General features: G+C 42.4%; 16 protein-coding genes. 7 read left to right on the top strand and 9 right to left on the bottom strand.

Annotated elements, in window-relative coordinates; genetic code table 11:
- Window positions 1-155: 155 nt before the first annotated feature.
- On the top strand, window positions 156-1415 hold the full coding sequence (locus tag VPNCDNU1_RS12150) for a hydroxymethylglutaryl-CoA reductase (RefSeq protein ID WP_104400549.1): 1260 nt from the start codon (window positions 156-158) through the stop codon (window positions 1413-1415).
- Window positions 1416-1513: 98 nt separating this feature from the next.
- Here the strand turns inward: VPNCDNU1_RS12150 and VPNCDNU1_RS12145 are convergent, their stop codons facing one another.
- The 5 genes from VPNCDNU1_RS12145 to narQ form a co-directional block, all read right to left on the bottom strand.
- Window positions 1514-2161 carry a hypothetical protein gene (locus VPNCDNU1_RS12145; RefSeq protein ID WP_104400548.1) on the bottom strand — a complete coding sequence of 216 codons (648 nt, stop codon included), beginning with the start codon at window positions 2159-2161 and terminating at the stop codon, window positions 1514-1516.
- Window positions 2162-2385: 224 nt separating this feature from the next.
- Window positions 2386-4992, bottom strand: a complete 2607-nt coding sequence (locus tag VPNCDNU1_RS12140) for a LuxQ periplasmic sensor domain-containing protein (RefSeq protein WP_104400547.1) — start codon at window positions 4990-4992, stop codon at window positions 2386-2388.
- An 18-nt stretch (window positions 4993-5010) separates the two neighbouring features.
- Window positions 5011-6108 (bottom strand): autoinducer 2-binding periplasmic protein LuxP, encoded by a 1098-nt coding sequence (locus tag VPNCDNU1_RS12135; RefSeq protein ID WP_104400546.1) that lies wholly within the window; start codon window positions 6106-6108, stop codon window positions 5011-5013.
- Between the two features lie 165 nt (window positions 6109-6273).
- On the bottom strand, window positions 6274-6906 hold the full coding sequence (locus VPNCDNU1_RS12130) for a response regulator (protein WP_104400545.1): 633 nt from the start codon (window positions 6904-6906) through the stop codon (window positions 6274-6276).
- Complete coding sequence (narQ, locus tag VPNCDNU1_RS12125) at window positions 6893-8611, bottom strand: nitrate/nitrite two-component system sensor histidine kinase NarQ (RefSeq protein ID WP_104400544.1); 1719 nt, start codon at window positions 8609-8611, stop codon at window positions 6893-6895. Before narQ ends, VPNCDNU1_RS12130 begins: the two co-directional genes overlap by 14 nt.
- A gap of 258 nt (window positions 8612-8869) precedes the next feature.
- Between narQ and napF the strand changes: the two genes are divergently transcribed.
- From napF to VPNCDNU1_RS12095, 6 genes are all read left to right on the top strand, one after another.
- Complete coding sequence (gene napF / locus VPNCDNU1_RS12120; RefSeq protein ID WP_104400543.1) at window positions 8870-9361, top strand: ferredoxin-type protein NapF; 492 nt, start codon at window positions 8870-8872, stop codon at window positions 9359-9361.
- A 2-nt stretch (window positions 9362-9363) separates the two neighbouring features.
- Window positions 9364-9669: a chaperone NapD gene (locus VPNCDNU1_RS12115; RefSeq protein WP_104400542.1), complete on the top strand. Its 306-nt coding sequence runs from the start codon at window positions 9364-9366 to the stop codon at window positions 9667-9669.
- A complete protein-coding gene (gene napA, locus VPNCDNU1_RS12110) occupies window positions 9666-12155 on the top strand; it encodes a periplasmic nitrate reductase subunit alpha (protein ID WP_104400541.1) in 2490 nt (829 codons plus the stop codon). Before VPNCDNU1_RS12115 ends, napA begins: the two co-directional genes overlap by 4 nt.
- A 75-nt stretch (window positions 12156-12230) precedes the next feature.
- Window positions 12231-12689: a nitrate reductase cytochrome c-type subunit gene (locus VPNCDNU1_RS12105; RefSeq protein WP_101113949.1), complete on the top strand. Its 459-nt coding sequence runs from the start codon at window positions 12231-12233 to the stop codon at window positions 12687-12689.
- A gap of 25 nt (window positions 12690-12714) precedes the next feature.
- Window positions 12715-13293 (top strand): NapC/NirT family cytochrome c, encoded by a 579-nt coding sequence (locus VPNCDNU1_RS12100; protein ID WP_104400540.1) that lies wholly within the window; start codon window positions 12715-12717, stop codon window positions 13291-13293.
- Between the two features lie 10 nt (window positions 13294-13303).
- Window positions 13304-13441, top strand: coding sequence for a TIGR02808 family protein (locus VPNCDNU1_RS12095; RefSeq protein WP_104400539.1), 138 nt, complete (start codon window positions 13304-13306; stop codon window positions 13439-13441).
- 110 nt (window positions 13442-13551) lie between these two features.
- Here the strand turns inward: VPNCDNU1_RS12095 and phaC are convergent, their stop codons facing one another.
- From phaC to VPNCDNU1_RS12075, 4 genes are all read right to left on the bottom strand, one after another.
- On the bottom strand, window positions 13552-15357 hold the full coding sequence (phaC, locus tag VPNCDNU1_RS12090; protein WP_104400538.1) for a class I poly(R)-hydroxyalkanoic acid synthase: 1806 nt from the start codon (window positions 15355-15357) through the stop codon (window positions 13552-13554).
- Window positions 15358-15414: 57 nt separating this feature from the next.
- A complete protein-coding gene (locus VPNCDNU1_RS12085) occupies window positions 15415-15762 on the bottom strand; it encodes a phasin family protein (RefSeq protein WP_101113953.1) in 348 nt (115 codons plus the stop codon).
- An 85-nt stretch (window positions 15763-15847) separates the two neighbouring features.
- Complete coding sequence (locus tag VPNCDNU1_RS12080; protein ID WP_104400537.1) at window positions 15848-17053, bottom strand: acetyl-CoA C-acetyltransferase; 1206 nt, start codon at window positions 17051-17053, stop codon at window positions 15848-15850.
- Between the two features lie 24 nt (window positions 17054-17077).
- Entirely contained in the window at window positions 17078-17818 is a 741-nt protein-coding gene (locus VPNCDNU1_RS12075; RefSeq protein ID WP_104400536.1) for an SDR family oxidoreductase, read from the bottom strand.
- Window positions 17819-18315: the final 497 nt, after the last annotated feature.

Here is an 18315-nt window from a genome sequence, read left to right as displayed (position 1 = left end):
GTGCAAAACGTATAAAACTCGCACAAAGTTAATCGGCAGATGGTCAATAAACCCCAGTAATCCGACTTTGATATTGTAAGTTTCGGTGACTCTTCCTTGTTTTATCTGCCTTCACGGGTAAAATCTTTAACAAAATATAATTACATACTTCACTCATGCCAAAACTGAATGCACTAGAAAGTACAGAGCATTACTCCATTCAAGAACAGTGTTCTTTAGGACAAATTGAAACAAAGCTTGCTCCAGATAACAGCCCGCCAGTCCTTGCACTGCCGCGTTCACCATTCTTAACAGACAAAGCCATTGAAAGCCGGTGGAATAGTATTGGAAAACCAGATGTACGTGATGCATTGCTCGATCCAAGCACGCACAAGCAAAGAAAAGCGTACAGCAAAAATATTGAGAACTTCATCGGTTCCGTAAAAGTCCCATTAGGCGTCGCTGGTCCACTAAGAGTTAACGGGCTATTTGCCAACGAAGATTTTCTTGTTCCGCTTGCTACCACAGAAGCCGCACTTGTTGCGTCTTACCATAGAGGGTGCCAACTGATCACCGCATCGGGCGGCGCATCTGCCATGCTAATCAATGAAGGGGTTACCCGAACACCAGCATTCATGTTCGAAAACCTTGCAATGGCCGGACAATTTGTTGGGTGGGCAACTAGCCAATACGAGACTTTTAAAACGCTCGCGGAATCCACTACTCGGCACGGAAAGCTGAAAGACATCAGCATCACCATCGAAAGCAATCAAGTATTTTTGGTATTTGAGTTTCTTACAGGTGATGCGTCGGGTCAGAATATGGTGACCATTGCGACGAATGCTGTTTTTGAATTTATCTTAAAACATTCCCCAATTACGCCTAATCACGCGATTCTTGATGGCAACTTGTCTGGCGACAAAAAAGCAAATGCACACACAATGCGAAGCGTACGAGGGAAAAAAGTCTCTGCGGAAGTTCATATCCCACGGAAACTGGTAAAAGAATTTTTGCATACGACGCCGGAAGATATGGTCAAATTTGGACAAATCACCACCTCTGGCGCACTCTTAAGCGGCTCTATTGGCGTTAACGCTCACTTTGCTAATGCACTTGCTGCACTTTATATCGCCTGTGGTCAGGATGCAGCGTGTGTTGCTGAATCTGCCGTTGGTATGTCCCGCATGACGGTAAAAGATGATGGCGACTTGTATGCTAGCGTAACGCTTCCAAACCTTATGCTAGGCACCGTTGGTGGTGGAACAGGGCTTCCGTCGCAAAAAGCCTGTCTCGATATAATGGGGTTAAGTGGTTCAGGTAAAGCGAGAGCACTTGCAGAAGTATGCGCGTCACTCTGTTTGGCCGGTGAGCTATCGATTGTTGGTGCTTTCTGTTCTGGGCACTTCACAAAAGCGCACAGCAAGCTTTCGCGCTAATTCAACTTCAAATACTTAAAGGTTGTCGATAAAAGTGCATTTAAAAAGCCGCCAAGCTCATCTGAGTTAAGCGGCTTTTTTGACACGATAAGAGATAACTAGAAAAAATGCCCATTGATTTGGGTTCGGTTACCTTCCGACGTTAAGGATTCCCTATAAAAGCTCAAAACCTTCGTGTTCACAAAAATAATGCTCACCAAGATCAGCACACAATAAAGAGGCCAGCCAAGTAGAATCCCCATTAGGTGGACTTGCTCTGCTGGTGCAGAAAGGGAAAAATAAAATAGCGCTGCCTTTACTGCAAAACTAGTAATCCACATCGCGCTGATTTTTTGCCACATCCTCAAATATTCATCAGGAAACTGCCGATGCAACGCCTTTAAATGATCGTAAGTGGCTTCTGCAAGCAACATGGGTAACGGGAAACGAAGAAATGAAAATACCAACATTATCAGACCAATTTGCAATGCACTGGCCATTAATGAAAATTGTGGAAACGATTCTAAAAGCGTAACAGGAACATGTAACGACACCATCCATTCTATTAACCCAAATAGAGCAAAAAAGAAGGCAACAATGCTCTTTCTAGTAGAATAAATGGAAACGAAACATCCGTAAGCGGATAAAATTAAGATGCACCAGAACATTCCGAATAAATGCACTAGCGAATAATACAGAATTGCGGGCACCAGCAGGACCAATACATTTTCCTGGCTTATGATGCTCGGTTTGACGAGCCTGTTCATATTGTCTTCCCTGACCAACGTTTATATATAAAAATGCGCTTGGAACTCTTTCCTGTCTTAGTCGCAGGTTATGATTTTTTCCAAACGCTCGATACTTCGTAAGAGAAGTATCTAAAGGTGCCTAAATATAATCCAGACAAATTTTTATTATTTTGATCAATGTATCAGATACAAGGCCAAGTTAACTGCTTTTTATAATAATAGTTTTATAAACAGTTTTTTTATTAAGAGCCCGTCGCAGATTTAGGGGTTTCACTTGACAATAAGTCATTGGTTTTAAAATGATAAAATGCATTATAAAGAGGTTTCTCTTTGAGGGGCTTAACAATAACGAAGTTAGCTCCCGCATTGATAAATGCATTTTTTGTAGACTCAAAAGCATCAGCAGTACAGGCATAAATAGGGGTTATGATCCCCATCTCTTGACGCATGCGACGCGTGGCCTCAACGCCATCTAGGTTAGGCATTTGGTTGTCCATCAAGATCAAATCGTATTCATTGGTTTTGACTTTTTCCATCGCAATTAAGCCATCTTCCGCCCAGTCAACATCCATTCCATATTTTTGACAAAAGACTTTAGCAATGAAAGCATTACTCTTATTATCTTCTACCAGTAGGACTCTGATTTGAGTATCAAATAATGTTGATGGATCTGGGTTTGATGCCTCTACTTCTTCAGACTGGATGCTACTGACGGGTGTGACTGGTAGCTTAATACAGAAAGATGCTCCCTCTCCTAGTAAGCTCGTCACTTTAATTGAACCACCCATTAAATCAAGTAAGTTTTTAACGATAGCGAGACCTAAACCACTTCCACCATATTCACGTGTTGTTGTTGATTCTGCCTGAACAAACGGTTCAAACATCGTTTCTAGGCTGCTCTCTGTAATACCAATCCCAGAGTCGCGCACTTCAAAATTCAAGACTTCTTTTCCTGGCTCAGGGCTTTCTAGTACGAAGCGCACCATAACACCACCAGTAGTGGTAAATTTAACGGCGTTACTTAACAAGTTGAATAGAATCTGATTCAGTCGAACTTGATCTGTCCGAATAACTTGTTTAGCGGGCACCTGATTCTGAATTTCAAAGGACAGCCCTTTATTAACACAGAGAGGCGTATAGATAGTTTCTAGCGACTTCACTAAGTCTTCGAACACAAATTCATTAAATTCTATATTTAGCTTGCCCTGCTCTATCTTCGAAAAATCAAGAATGTCATTAAGCACGGTGAGAAGGTGTTCACCACTTTGGTAAAGAATATCGACTTTTTCTTTATTCTCTTCCTTCGCAAGGGTGCCTTGCAGGATTTGAGTAATTCCCAAAATACCATTGAGAGGTGTGCGAATTTCGTGACTCATTTTGGCTAAGAAATCAGCTCGTGCGACAGCACTTCGTTCGGCTTCAATTCGAGCTAAGTTACTTTGCTTTTCAGCTTCAATAAGGGTCGTAATATCTTGCCCTTGTCCAATGATCGCGTGGATTTCATTATCAAATTCGAGTGGGGATAAGTTCCAACGATAAATCTTATTATCGATAGGAACATTGACGCCCATTAACGTTTCACCTGTCATCACCATTCGCAAATAAAAGGCGACTTTACTTTGGAAACTCTTGAATCGATCATCAATATCACTGTCACTTAAGTCTAATTTTGAATTGAGCGCCCTCTCCGCAGCAGGGTTCATTCTAAGTACACCGCCTTCGGTATCCCATACGATGATCGGAGAGAGTGAAAAATTAAATAAGTCCTGAAAAGATTTGTCCTTTTCTCTTAGCTCTTCAAACGTTTTTTCCAACGTATGCCCAACATGGTCAAATTCGTAAATGCTTGAACCTTGAAACTCGGAAGATTCGATCCTGTCACCAGCGGAACGTGTGTACTCCATCAAACTTTTCAGCTCATTAGATACGAGCCTTTGAATGATTTGACGTGTCAAAAGTGCTAATGCAAACATGGTAAACATACTGATTGCTAAACCAACTTTGTAGTTTTCTTCTAGCGTCAATATGTTCGAATTAGTTTGAATCGTGTAGATGTATATTGGGGTGTCTTCCCCATTGATAAGCAAATTTGTTGCATTAAATAGGTGCCCACCAGAAGAACCCGTGTCATCTTGATTCAGGTCTTCCAAAACTTCTGAATACAGCGGTTCTTCTGGTTGAATGGTGCTTGCGATAGCTGTATTACCAATCATCATAATGACAGCGTCACTATTAGAGGCGGCCTGAAGCTGATCTATCAACGATAAATTTCGATTAAGAACAACCGAAATATACAAATGGCCCAGCACTTGACCATTTTCCAAACTTATAATGGGGGTACGTCGAATTAATAGATTTCTTTCGCCTAATACGGTGTCTTGGCTTAGGTAATGCCAATCACGCCCAAAACTAATGGACGTCGAGATCCGTTCCATATGGACTTCCGTTAAGCCATAGAACAGACCATTTCCATCATTCCATTCAACTTCACCTCTGTCAGTGGTTATAAAACGAAAATCTGGTGTGTTCAGAGGGTCATTTTGTTCTAAATCTAGGAAGAAATAATCAATTTTGTTTGAGTGGATATCAGCCAAGTTGTTTTGAAGGGTAATGTTAAGGGCATTACTGTCTTGGTGGCTTTGCAAAGTAGCCAATTTGTAATCAAGTAGGTTTTGCAACAAGCTAGATGTTTGAGATGAACTGCGAGCCACCTCCTGCTTAATAATGCTGGATGAGAAGTGGTAGCTCTGAACCATGACACCGATGGTTAGAACACCAAAAATAATAACGATCAGGCGAACAATTAGGTTCGCCAGCGAGCGCCTTTTAGTCGTAAGTTTTTTAATCATCCTAGCTCAGCTTTTCCATTAGTCAGAATATCTGAAAGCACGAAGCTTTAACTCTTGTATTCTTTCTTCACTGTCTTGACTGGTTACTATCTCAAAATCTCCAGAATAAACGGTTGGGACAGGCTTATCCTCCAGGTCCATTTTAATGGCTTCTGCCATCGCAACACCGGTATCATCGTTCATTCTCATAATGGTAACATTCAATTCACCTTTTTGTATCGCTTCAAGTTCTGCACTTCCGCCGCCCCAACCGTTAATTACGATATCTTTGCGACCCAGCTCTTTAATTGCATCGGTCGCGCCCAATGCAACATCAGTCGAACACGCATAGATAAAGGATAAGTCGTGACCTTGACTAAGTGCATTTTTCGCTGCTTCGTATCCGCTTTGACGACTTGCTTTTGTATAGAATGACGAACGTAATTGATACGCCTCACCTTCATTACTCATCGCTTCGATGAATGTATCGCCACGTGCAGCACTTATATAGCCCTGAGAAAAGAAGAGCACAGAGTAGTCGCCACCGCGAGGAAAACGTGATTTAAAATGGCTTGCAAGCGCGCGGCTACCTGTTGCGTGGTCAAACCCTACATACATGAAGGGCTGGTTCTGAGACCAAGCTTTAAGTGGTGTGGTGATGTTTTGCAGTATGAGTTTTGTATCATTACTATTTAGAACGTGTTCAATAAACTTTCGGTGACGACCTGTATCAAGAGTAAAGATCAAATACCCTGATTTGTTACGTATTGCCTCCATCAGAGAAGCACTTTGTTGTCTAATGTCGACGTTAGGGCGTGTGAACACTTTGTTGATTTGGTAATCAATACCCAGTTCATCCATACGTTTACTAAACGCGGTGATATTACGTCTCCAATAATCTGAGACTTGTTCACCAGGATAAATAACGGAAATCGTTACTGGTTTCGTTTGTCTTACAGCAATAGGGGTAGGTTCTGAGCGAACGATCTTACTAAAATTCCTTACCAGCCCTTGCTGATTAGGAAACGTTTTTAGATAGTCACTGTATTCCCAATAACCATTGAGAGCTTGTGCTGCATTTAAGCCGGATGTTAAAGCCAAACTTAAGGTGCCAACCAAAAGATGTTGCAATTTCATATCTTAATCACCAATTTGCGTGATGCCTCACGATAATATAGTTGATGTAAAAAAGAATTTATATCGCAATTGCTTAGGATGAGTCTGACTGCTTATCCTTAACGCAATTCATGGTAAAGTCTGGCACGATTCGAAAAAAATGCATCATATTGCATTAGTATTTTGTTATCTAGGATCACCAAAATGCTCTAAATAGAGAATTGTGGCCGCAGTTCTGGAGGGCACTTCTAGCTTTTTTAACAAACTTTTCATGTGAACTTTTACCGTGGACTCTGAAATAAACAAACTGTCCGCTATCTGTTTGTTGCGAAAGCCCTTAGCGACTTCTTGCAGAATCTGTTGTTCGCGGTCGGTTAAAAGGTCCATAACCGATGGTTTATCACTTCTTTCTAATAAATATTTCCGTACTTCATCGCTATAAATTTGGCTACCGGACATAGACTCTTTAATCAACGCAATCAAATCATCCGGCTCAGTATCTTTCAGTAAATAGCCGTCAGCACCAGCTTTAATCATGACATTAATGTCATTTGGACTATCAGAGACCGTTAGAACCACAATTCTGGCCTCTATTTCTTCAGAACGAAGTGCTTTTAGCGTATCTAGACCCGACATGCCCTTCATATTGAGATCAAGCAAAATCAAATCCGGTTGCACTTTTAAAGCAATAGCAAGCGCATCGGAACCATTACTTGCTTCACCAACGACATTAAATTCGTCTTCGAAACTCAGAAGTTGAGCGATTCCTTTACGCATCAAAGGATGGTCGTCAACGATTAGCACATTACAGATCGTCATTTTGATCCTCTTTTACTGTGTAAGTTAATTGTATTTTACAACCATTCTCAGGTTCACTTTCTATTTCTAACTGTCCATTTAGCCTTCCTGCTCTTTCTTCCATAATACTTAACCCATAGTGATTAAGTTTTTGATAATTAACATCAAAACCAACACCATCGTCCACTACAGCGACTCGCATTTCGTTGTCAAACTTTGTGCAGTTTACTTCTATGTGATTTGCCTTGGCATGTTTCACGGCATTCAGGACAGCTTCGCGAACCAATTGCAGTACATGAATCTGTTCATTGGCTTTAAGGTTCAATGAGGCGACTTGGTTATTAACAGTAATAACAGAATTCGTTTGATCTCTCAGTGGGATAATCATTTGGATAAGCGCTTCATCAAAATTCGCATCCTTAATTGAAAGGCGAAACGTATTGAGTAACTCTCTAAGTTGGGTGTATGCCCCCGTCAGCCCACTATCAATATCCGATATGATGCGCGGTAAAGCGGCTCGTTTTTCTTCTGAATCGCTGTTAAGCATCCTCTTTAGTAAGCTTACTTGAATCCTAAGATAAGATAGCGACTGAGCGAGTGAATCATGAAGTTCACGTGCTATCGTAGCCCTTTCTTCCATTAGAATGAGGTATTCTTCTTGTTTTTGGGTCTGAGAATAATATATCCCCTGAGTGAGTACTTGAATAATGCTGTTTATCAACTCTTGATCAGGGCACGGTAGCATAAATTGGGTTTCTAACGTTCCCAGTACCTGATTATCCAATTCTAGCGAGGTACGGTTCCATTTATTGTTTGGTTTCACGATACCTCTTTCGATGACTTCACTTTGCTGAGCATCTCCTAGCGTTAACTTTACTGCTGCTACACCTTCTAAACTGAACATAAAATCCACAACTTTTTCGATGTGACTTTTTGTAATCCGTGAAACGTTGAGTGCCTGTGAGCAGTGATAGAGCACTTGCAGCGACTGATTCGCATGACGCAGCCTGTGAGTTTTTTCTTCCACCGCAGTCTCTAGACCACGATAAAGGTGCCCTAACTCAGTAGCCATTGAGTTAAATGTCTCCGTTAGTCGAGAAAGCTCATTATCCCCAGACACATGAAGCGCTACGTCAAAATTCTTATTTTGAATCTCGTAGCTCGCATGGCTTAATCTGTTTAATGGGTTAACAATTTCTCTTCTAACATAGCGCACAACAAAAGTAGAAATAATAAGAATGCCACCTAACCCCACGCCACCTATCCACGATAGCGTAATCAACTTTTGTTCTGAGTATTCTTGTAACCCAAATACAAATTCGTCGATTTGCTGTACAAAATCGGCGACCTGACTTAAATACACATCGTTCTGTTGGGAATGTAGCAAGGTATTGAGCTGCTGCCATCTTTGGATGATCAACATATATTCTTGCTGAATATCCGCTGGAACAGTCCAGTGCCGAAGGGCCGACATTGAAGGTGAAAACAGAGAACTTTCAAATTGTTCAACGTGCAAATTGAAATCAAGCGAATCACTTTGAATGTCATACGCGAGCCGATAACTTTGCATTCGCATAGAACCTGCAACATTTACGGCTTCTGCGTCATTAAGGCTAGAAGCCAACGTAAGAATCGCAAAGCTCGTTGTCGTTATCGAGAGCAATAGGATGAGCAACAACGCTTGCGCTACAGTGCTTGTTACTGGTTTTTTGGGTAACTTAAACAAAATTGTTTTCTCGTCTCGATTCCAAGTTCAAAACAATAACCTCGGTAGATTTCTTAGTGAACCAATTATTTTGAACATAGTGCCAGCCATCTCATAACCATTAGCGCTTGAATTGTTGATATTTTTATTGATCTAAAACAGTTTAGACACTGATTACCCCTTTAGGGTTATTTAATCGATTGTGACTAAAACTAAACTATTTATGTGCAGTAATGAAAATCTGTTAACAGGTTTTAATGGCTTATATAAGAGGTTGTTTTGGTTGATCAATTCCGAAGGCGTTTTTTCACACGAAAACAAGAAGCTGAGACTCACCCTCGGCTGCCTTGGTTGAATAGCGCTAACGAATTTACCGATCAGTGTACACGCTGCAATAAGTGTGTAAATGAATGCGAAACACAAATAATCAAACACGGCAGCGGCGGCTTTCCAACGATTGATTTTGATCTTGGTGAGTGTACGTTTTGTTATCAATGCGCTGATGCGTGTCCTGAGCCTCTTTTTCTTAGCCAAAGCGAAATGGCGTGGCAAGCCAAAGCAATCATCAATAAAGATTGCCTTGCCACCAAAAATGTCGAATGTCGATCTTGCGGTGACCAATGCGAAACCATGGCGATTCAATTCAAGCTCGCCGTAGGTAAAGTCGCCCAACCTGAATTAAATCTTGATGAGTGCAATGGCTGTGGTGCGTGCGTTTCTGTGTGCCCAACTTCATCCATCAATGTGAGCATACAAAATAACGAGAGATAACTATGTCACTAAATGAAGTGCATATTTCCAGCTTAGTGGTGCACGTGTCACCAAAACATCTGTCACGAACAAAGTCTCGAATTGAAGAGTTTGAGAATGCAGAAGTTTTTGGAGACAGCCCTGAAGGGAAAATTGTGGTGGTTTTGGAAACTGAAAACCAAGGCTTCATCACAGACACCATTGACGCAATTAATAACTTGCCGGACGTCCTGAGTACAGTATTGGTGTATCACCAAATCGAGACTGACTTAGACGACAAGGATGACAACACTGGAACGCAACATTCCCAATTAGAGGGTGAAGTATGAAAATGACAAGACGTGCGTTTGTGAAAGCAAATGCAGCAGCATCGGCAGCCGCCGTAGCAGGTGTAACACTACCTGCTTCGGCCACCAATCTGATTGCCAGCTCCGATCAAACTAAAATCACATGGGACAAAGCACCTTGTCGTTTTTGTGGAACGGGTTGTTCAGTATTAGTGGGAACTCAGGGCGGTAAAGTGGTTGCAACTCAGGGTGACCCTGAGGCACCTGTTAACAAAGGTCTTAACTGCATCAAAGGTTACTTCCTTTCTAAAATCATGTACGGAAAGGATCGTCTTACTCAACCTCTACTGCGAATGAAAGACGGAAAATTCCACAAAGACGGTGATTTTGCGCCTGTTTCTTGGGATACCGCCTTCGATATCATGGCAGAAAAGTGGAAAGACGCACTGAAAAAAAGAGGGCCTTCTGGTGTCGGAATGTTTGGTTCCGGTCAATGGACAGTAATGGAAGGTTACGCGGCAGCCAAAATGATGAAAGCGGGTCTGAGATCAAACAACATCGATCCAAATGCTCGTCACTGCATGGCATCTGCCGTTGGTGCGTTCATGCGCTCATTCGGTATCGATGAGCCAATGGGATGTTATGACGATTTTGAACACGCAGACTCTTTCGTACTATGGGGCTCAAACATGGCAGAAATGCACCCAGTACTTTGGACTCGCATAACAGATCGCCGCTTGAGCTTTCCACACGTCAAAGTTAACGTCCTTTCCACTTATTACCATCGTTCATTCGAGCTTGCCGACAAAGGCTACATATTTGAACCGCAATCCGACCTTGCTATCGCCAACTTTATTGCACATTACATTATCGAAAATGATGCTGTTAACTGGGATTTTGTTAACAAGCACACCAATTTCAAGCAGGCGACGACAGACATTGGTTACGGATTGCGCGATGACGATCCTCTACAAATGAAAGCTCAAAACCCTAATTCAGGGAAAATGAGCTCTATTTCCTTTGAAGAGTACAAGAAATCTGTTGCGCCTTATACCGTCGAAAAAGCATCAGAAATGTCAGGAGTTTCACAAGACAAACTCATCGAATTGGCGAAACAATATGCCGATCCAGACACCAAAGTGATGTCACTTTGGACAATGGGAATGAACCAGCATACTCGTGGCGTTTGGATGAATAGCTTGATCTACAACATTCACCTTCTTACGGGCAAGATTTCGACGCCGGGGAACAGCCCATTCTCGCTAACCGGTCAACCTTCTGCATGTGGCACGGCGCGAGAAGTAGGTACATTTTCTCACCGTCTACCTGCTGATATGGTTGTTGCTAACCCTAAACACCGTGCATACGCAGAAAAAATATGGAACATTCCACCGGGCGTTATTCCGCCAAAACCTGGCTACCACGCCGTTCTTCAAGATCGCATGCTAAAAGACGGTAAGCTAAATGCTTATTGGGTAATGTGTAATAACAACATGCAAGCCGGTCCTAACATTAACAACGAACGTCTTCCTGGTTATCGCCATCCCGACAACTTTATAGTGTGTTCAGACCCCTACCCAACAGCAACCGCTCAAGCTGCCGACCTAATTTTACCTACCGCCATGTGGATAGAAAAAGAAGGGGCATACGGAAATGCGGAGCGTCGAACTCAGGCTTGGTACCAGCAAGTTGACACTGTCGGCGAGGCAAAATCTGACCTTTGGCAAGTAATGGAATTCTCCAAACGCTTCAAAATGGAAGAAGTTTGGACCGATGAAATGCTTGCTCAAGCGCCCCAATACAAAGGCAAAACCATGTACGACATGTTGTTTGCTAACGGGCAGGTAGATAAATACCCAATCGAAGAAGCTCGCGAGTTAAATGACGATGCGCACCATTTTGGCTTCTATGTGCAGAAAGGCTTGTTTGAAGAATACGCCGAGTTTGGACGCGATCACGGTCACGACCTTGCACCGTATGATGTCTACCACCAAGTTCGTGGTCTTCGCTGGCCAGTGGTCGATGGCAAAGAAACGCTATGGCGTTATAAAGAAGGTTCCGACCCATATGCGAAAAAAGGTTCGGGTTGGGACTTCTACGGTAAGCCAGACGGTAAAGCACTGATTATTTCCGCGCCTTACGAAGCACCACCCGAAGCACCGGATTCTGAATTTGATCTTTGGTTATGTACTGGTCGAGTTCTTGAGCATTGGCACACAGGCACAATGACAAGACGAGTGCCAGAGCTTTATAAAGCAGCACCTGATGCCGTTTGTTACATCCACCCTGCTGACGCAAAGGCACGCGGTCTTCGCCGTGGTGAAGAGGTGCTGATGTCCAACAAACGCGGCGAGGTTCGAGTACGGGTAGAAACCCGAGGTCGAAATCGCCCACCAGAGGGCTTGATATTTGTGCCTTTCTTCGACGCTAGAATCCTAATTAATAAGCTGATTCTTGACGCGACCGATCCGTTATCGAAGCAAACCGACTTTAAGAAATGTCCGGTGAAAATCACCAAGATTGCGTAACCCAAAGTCGAAAGATAACACTGACCGCCATTACGGCGGTCGGATCAGAATTTAGCCACAAGGCGGAGATTTAGAATGAAAAAACTCATGTTAACACTGCTGTCGGTGGGTGCAGTTTTAAGCGGAACAGCGGTTGCTGAACTTGAAAACCCAGGTGGAATCGGGGGTGTCGAATCCCTTCGCGGTGTAAGCGAATTGGAAACAACTCGCCCTGCAGACGATTTTAAAAAGTTCCCTCGAGAACAAGTTCTAGAAAGCAGCTATGTTTATCAACCACCATTGATCCCTCATAACATTCGTGGTTATGAAGTGTCTTTGAATGCCAATAAATGCCTCGCTTGTCATAGTTGGAAAAACGCAAAAGAAATGGGCGCGACAAAAGTCAGTGTCACGCACTACGTAAACCGCGAAGATGCCGTGCTGGCAGACATGTCACCAAGACGTTACTTCTGTTTGCAATGTCATGTTCCTCAAGCAAACGCAAAGCCGCTTGTAGAAAACGAGTTTAAGAGTGTCGACTCACTAAATAAGTGATTGGTCATTCCATAAGAGGCGAATTATGAAAATACTAAAAGCGTTTTGGAAGAGACTGACAAGCCCTAGTAAGGCAGCCGTTGGGGTTGTGCTGTTCATGGGTTTTGCGGGAGGTTTACTCTTCTGGGGAGCATTCAACACGGGTATGGAAGCCACAAACTCGGAAGAGTTCTGTTCTGGCTGTCATGCACCAATCGTAGCTGAAATTCAGGAAACCATTCACTACTCTAACCGTTCTGGTGTTCGTGCGATCTGTTCTGATTGCCACGTACCCCATGATTGGGGTGATAAAATTGTCCGCAAGGTTCAGGCATCTAAAGAGCTGTTTGCTCACTTTGTATTAAAGACAATAGACACACCGGAGAAGTTTCAAGAGCGTCGAGCCTACCTTGCTGAAAGGGAGTGGTCTCGATTCAAGAATAATGACTCTTTGGAATGTCGTAATTGCCACGAATTTGAATATATGGACTTCTCTGAGCAAAGCACAAGAAGCTCCAACCAGCACTCTACAGCGTTGGCCTCTGGTGAAAAAACATGTGTTGATTGCCATAAGGGTATCGCGCACAAATTACCAGATATGCACGGCGTAGAAGGCTGGCAATAGGGAGGTTTAAATGAGTAATTTAGAATCGATTATCTGGCATGTACTGGGCTACTCTGCCATGCCAGTTATCATCATTGGTGGATTTTTAGGCGTTGCCGCTGTGTCATTATGGCTGCTATCGCTTGGAAAAGATAAAAAAGTAAATTGATAAAAACCTTTGCTTTCTGAAGCCTTTATGGCTTAAAAAGAAAACTCCCACAAATGTGGGAGTTTTTATTTTAAGCCAACTGTGTTGTTAGTAATTATTTTCGTAAGACACTAAGCGGTTTCCGCTTCTTTCTCTTTCACTATGTCTTCAATCACTGGCAATGTTTGTTTTACATAGTTTCCAGGAGCGAGTCCCAGTACTGGGTAGTCTTCATTACCAATACTAAATGGCTCACGCTTGTCTTCAGGATTGAAGCTCAACAGCCACTTGTTCCAATGCAGCCACCATGAGCCATCATGATGTTCAGCATTTGTCATCCACTCTTCAGCAGTGTCATCAAGGTTATCGTTTGTCCAATACCCGTACTTCTTCTTGTCAGGGTGGTTCACAATACCGGCAATGTGGCCCGATTCACCCAGTACAAACGTCTTGTTACCACCCGTGTTAAGTGCACCACGATAAGTGCCTTGCCACAGAGCGATATGATCATCTTTCGTGGAAATAAAGTAGCTTGGGATGCGGATTTTATTAAGATCAATCCAAACACCACCTATTTTCACACCTTTATCTTTAACAAGCTTGTTCTCTAAATAAAGCTGACGAAGAAGGAAATTGTGTGTACTCGCCGCCACATTGGTGCTGTCACTATTCCAATACAATAAATCGAAATCGACCGGGCTATTACCTTTCAAGTAGTTATCAACGTAGTAGTTCCAGTATAGGCTGTTTTCGCGCAATAGACTGAATGTCACGCTCAATGAACGTCCGTCCATATAACCTTGTAGATTGTTCTGGGCTTCAATCGCTCGAATTACAGTGTCATTTACATACGCACCGACTTCCCCTGGTTGTGAGAAGTCCAATAACGTCGTGAAGAAAGACGCAGACTTAATGCGCTTTTTCATTCTTTTCGCAGCATAGTACGCCACTGTAGAAGCCAATACCGTTCCACCTATACAATAGCCCGCAGCATTAATTTGCTCCTGACCTGTAATAGATTCAATGGCATTGACTGCTTTTACGACACCCTCGGTAACGTAATCACCAAACTCAACTTTTGCCTGCGATGGTCCTGGGTTACGCCAAGACATCATGAACACGGCATGACCTTGTTCTAGCAGCCACTTAACCAATGAGTTTTTCTCTCGTAGGTCAAGAATGTAATATTTATTGATGAACGGTGGGACAATCAATAGAGGCGTCGCGTTGACTTGTTCAGTAAGAGGACGATATTGAATGAGCTCAAATAGCTCATTTTGGAAAACCACTTCCCCTTTGGTATTGGCGACATGCTCACCGATTTGGAATGAATCGGTATTGGTCATGCGAATCTTAAGAATGTCTGCACTTGCTTCAACATCTTCTCTGAAATGCTGAAGCCCTGTTACCAAGTTTTCACCATTCTTCTCCATCGTTAGTTTCAGTAACTCTGGATTAGTTGCGATAAAGTTGCTTGGTGACATTGCGTTAATAGTTTGACGAGAAAAGAAATTCAATCTTTCTTTAGTTTTCTCATCTAACCCTTCAACTGCGTTAATCGTATCCATATAGGTACGGCTAAACAGCAGATAAGATTGTTTAATGAAGTTGTAATAAGCTTCTTCTTGCCACGCTTTGTCTTGAAAGCGCTTGTCGCCTTTTTCAGATTCTATAACCGAATCTTGGTTGGCTTGAAGTGCTACTTTTTGCCATATTTCTAGTTGCTGCTCCCACCATTTGGTTTGAACTTCCAGCAATGCTGCTGGTTGTTGGGCGGCTTTTTCTAGTAATTCAGTGGTGTCTTCAAGGCTGATTTCCTGCATTGCCTTGTTTAGAGGAGTATTTACGGCTGCCTTGCCTTGCTCAAGATCTTTCCACCATTGCTGGTTGCTCTCTTGGAGCTTAACAAGGTAGTCCGATAAGAAGTTTTGAAACATGATAAAACCCTTTAATCGGATCAAAAAAACGCCACCCTATAGGGTGGCGCCATCATCTTAAGCTGGAGTAGAAGCTTTCAGATTGTCTGCAGTAATAGTCTCAACATCATCTTTAAATTCAGTGGCAATAGACTGCAGTTTATTGCTGTCTTCTGTTAGCTGCTGAGAAAGACGAGTAAGTACAGATAGCTGCTGGTTGCTGAAAGAAGCCAAAGAAGTTACATCTCTTACTTCACTTGCTGCTTTCATCTGAGAAAGACCTAGCTCGCTGTATGCGCGAATGGCATTTAGGTGCAGCTCGGTCACTACTTCAGCGTTTTTTGCGACTAGTTTGTTGAACTTTGTGTAAGGTTCAAAAGTTTTTTCAGTTTGGTCAGTGAATGCTTTAAAAATATCTGTGTACATGGTGTCTCTCCTGATAAACAATTTTCCATTGAGTGAATCGATTTCAATACATTTGAGGCAGTAGCCTCAATGAGTAAAACAGTCATTAACTGCGTTTAAGTACCACAGCCGTTCCCATTCCACCGCCAATACATAGTGATGCCACACCAGAGCTACTGCCCTGACGCTCCATCTCATGAATCAGAGATACAATGATTCGATTTCCAGATGCCCCTAATGGGTGACCTAGTGCAATTGCGCCGCCATTCAGATTTGCTTTTGAAAGAATCGCTTCTTTTTCAACTTCATGATGGTCGGCAAGTTGATAAACAACGCCAAGAGCTTGAGCGGCAAAAGCTTCATTTAGCTCAAATACATCAACATCTGAGATAGATAGTTCTGCTTTACTTAGTGCAGATGTCACGGCTTTAACCGGCCCTAATCCCATTACTTTGGGATCGAGACCTGTCTGAGCATAGGAAGCCAGCTCACAAAGAGGGGTTAGATTTAAACGCTTAACTGCAGACTCAGATGCAACGACCAATGCACTCGCACCGTCGTTAATACCAGATGCGTTACCAGCGGTTACTGTGCCTTCTCTATCGAAAGCAGGTCGTAGTTTTTGCAATCCGGCTAGGCTTGCATCCACTTTTGGGTATTCATCGGTATCAAATGTGATCGTTTCACGGCGGTTCTTAACTTCAACAGGAACGATTTCTTGCTTGAATTTCCCTGCCTCAATCGCAGCAACGGCTTTTTGTTGGCTCGATAACGCATATTCGTCTTGAATCTGACGAGTTAAACCAACTTCTTTAGCAATGTTTTCAGCAGTAACACCCATGTGATATTGGTTGAAAACATCGGTTAAGCCATCTGAAACAAGCAAATCTTTGAAGTTAAGATCACCCATTTTGTGCCCTTGGCGTAAGCTTGTTGGGGCAGCAAAAGGAATTTGTGACATGACTTCAACGCCTGCTGCAACAACCACTTCTGCATCACCACTTCGGATATGAGAAGCCGCGTCCATCAACGTTTTCATGCCACTGCCACATACCATGTTGACCGTGTATGCAGGTACAGTTTCTGGCACACCAGCAAAAATGGCGGCTTGACGCCCTATGCTCATGCCTTGACCAGCAGCAACTACGTTTCCGACAATCACTTCATCAACGTCAGAAGGTTGAACATTAGCCGCCTCTAGCGCACCTTTAATTGCAACCGCACCAAGTTCACCAGCAGGTGTATTTTTTAGAGTGCCGCCAAACGCGCCAATGGCAGTACGCTTTGCCGCGACGATATAAACTTTTTCCATTGTAGAATCCTTAGTAACTTTGAATTAACTCATGTACAAACCGCCATTCACCGACAATGTTTCACCGGTAATGTAGGCAGCTGCGTCGCTTGCAAGATAGCTAACCGCTTTTGCGATCTCTTCTGGCGTTGCGAGTCTCTTCATTGGGATTCCACTCTTAATGGACTCAAGTACGTCTTCTCTAATAGCCGTCACCATAGGCGTAGCTGTGTATCCAGGAGCAACAACATTAACGGTTACACCTGCACGCGCACCTTCGGCAGCCAGTGATTTAGAAAAACCGATCATCCCTGCTTTTGCAGCAGCGTAGTTGGCTTGTCCGAACTGACCTTTTAGACCGTTTACTGAGGAAATATTGATGATTCGCCCACCACCCTTTTCGCACATTGCAGAAAAAAGCGGCTGGGTAACATTGAATAGACTGTTTAGATTGGTATCGATAACATCAAACCAACTATCAGCCGACATTTTTTTGAAGACTCCATCTCTGGTAATTCCAGCGTTGTTAACAACAACATCTGGCGTACCTTCTTCTACGAGAAGTTTCTCAAGCCTTTCACTGCATTCTGCAGTGTTCGTTACGTCAAGTTCAAAGAGCGATACTTGCTCTTCAGTGAATTGCTTCTCATCGAACCATTCTTTTGCACATTGATAATTCCCAGTGTAGTAAGTCGCAATAATACGATAACCTTCACTAACCAATTGAGTGCTAATAGCCGACCCGATTCCTCCCTTGGAACCAGTGATCAAAGCGAGTTTTTCCATTAATGACTCCGTTCTTACAACAAGCGTGACGCAAGACGTCAAAACCAACTGACGTTATTTTTAACGTCTCAATGAGATTTATTCTTAATCTATTTAATACGTTCATAGATTCAGGTTTATTTTTAATTTAATAGAATTCTATGACGTTTTTATTTCTTGTTATTTAAAATAAGCAACATTTCTAATAAATCTACTTACAAAGTTTGGTTTATCACTAAAACAAGATCACAGTCTCAAATATCATGCACTTATGTTAATGAAACAGTGAATAAGAAACCTATAATTTACATTTATGAAACATATTCGTATGTTTTTTATTCAAAATCTTTATTTATCAATCACTTATATTTTTAATATATAAATGTATAATTAAAAAGTTGTGAACTATATATTCATTGTTATAAAACACATTAAGTATCAAAAGAAATTAAACTCATTATTCTTCATTAGATTACAATGACAATTATGTTATCAATATTTATTTAGACCTTAAAAAC

The organism is Vibrio penaeicida, from assembly GCF_002933855.1.
Taxonomy (GTDB): Bacteria; Pseudomonadota; Gammaproteobacteria; order Enterobacterales; family Vibrionaceae; genus Vibrio; species Vibrio penaeicida_A.
Note: the sequence above shows the minus strand (reverse complement) of the source record. Positions and strands in the feature narration are given on the sequence as shown.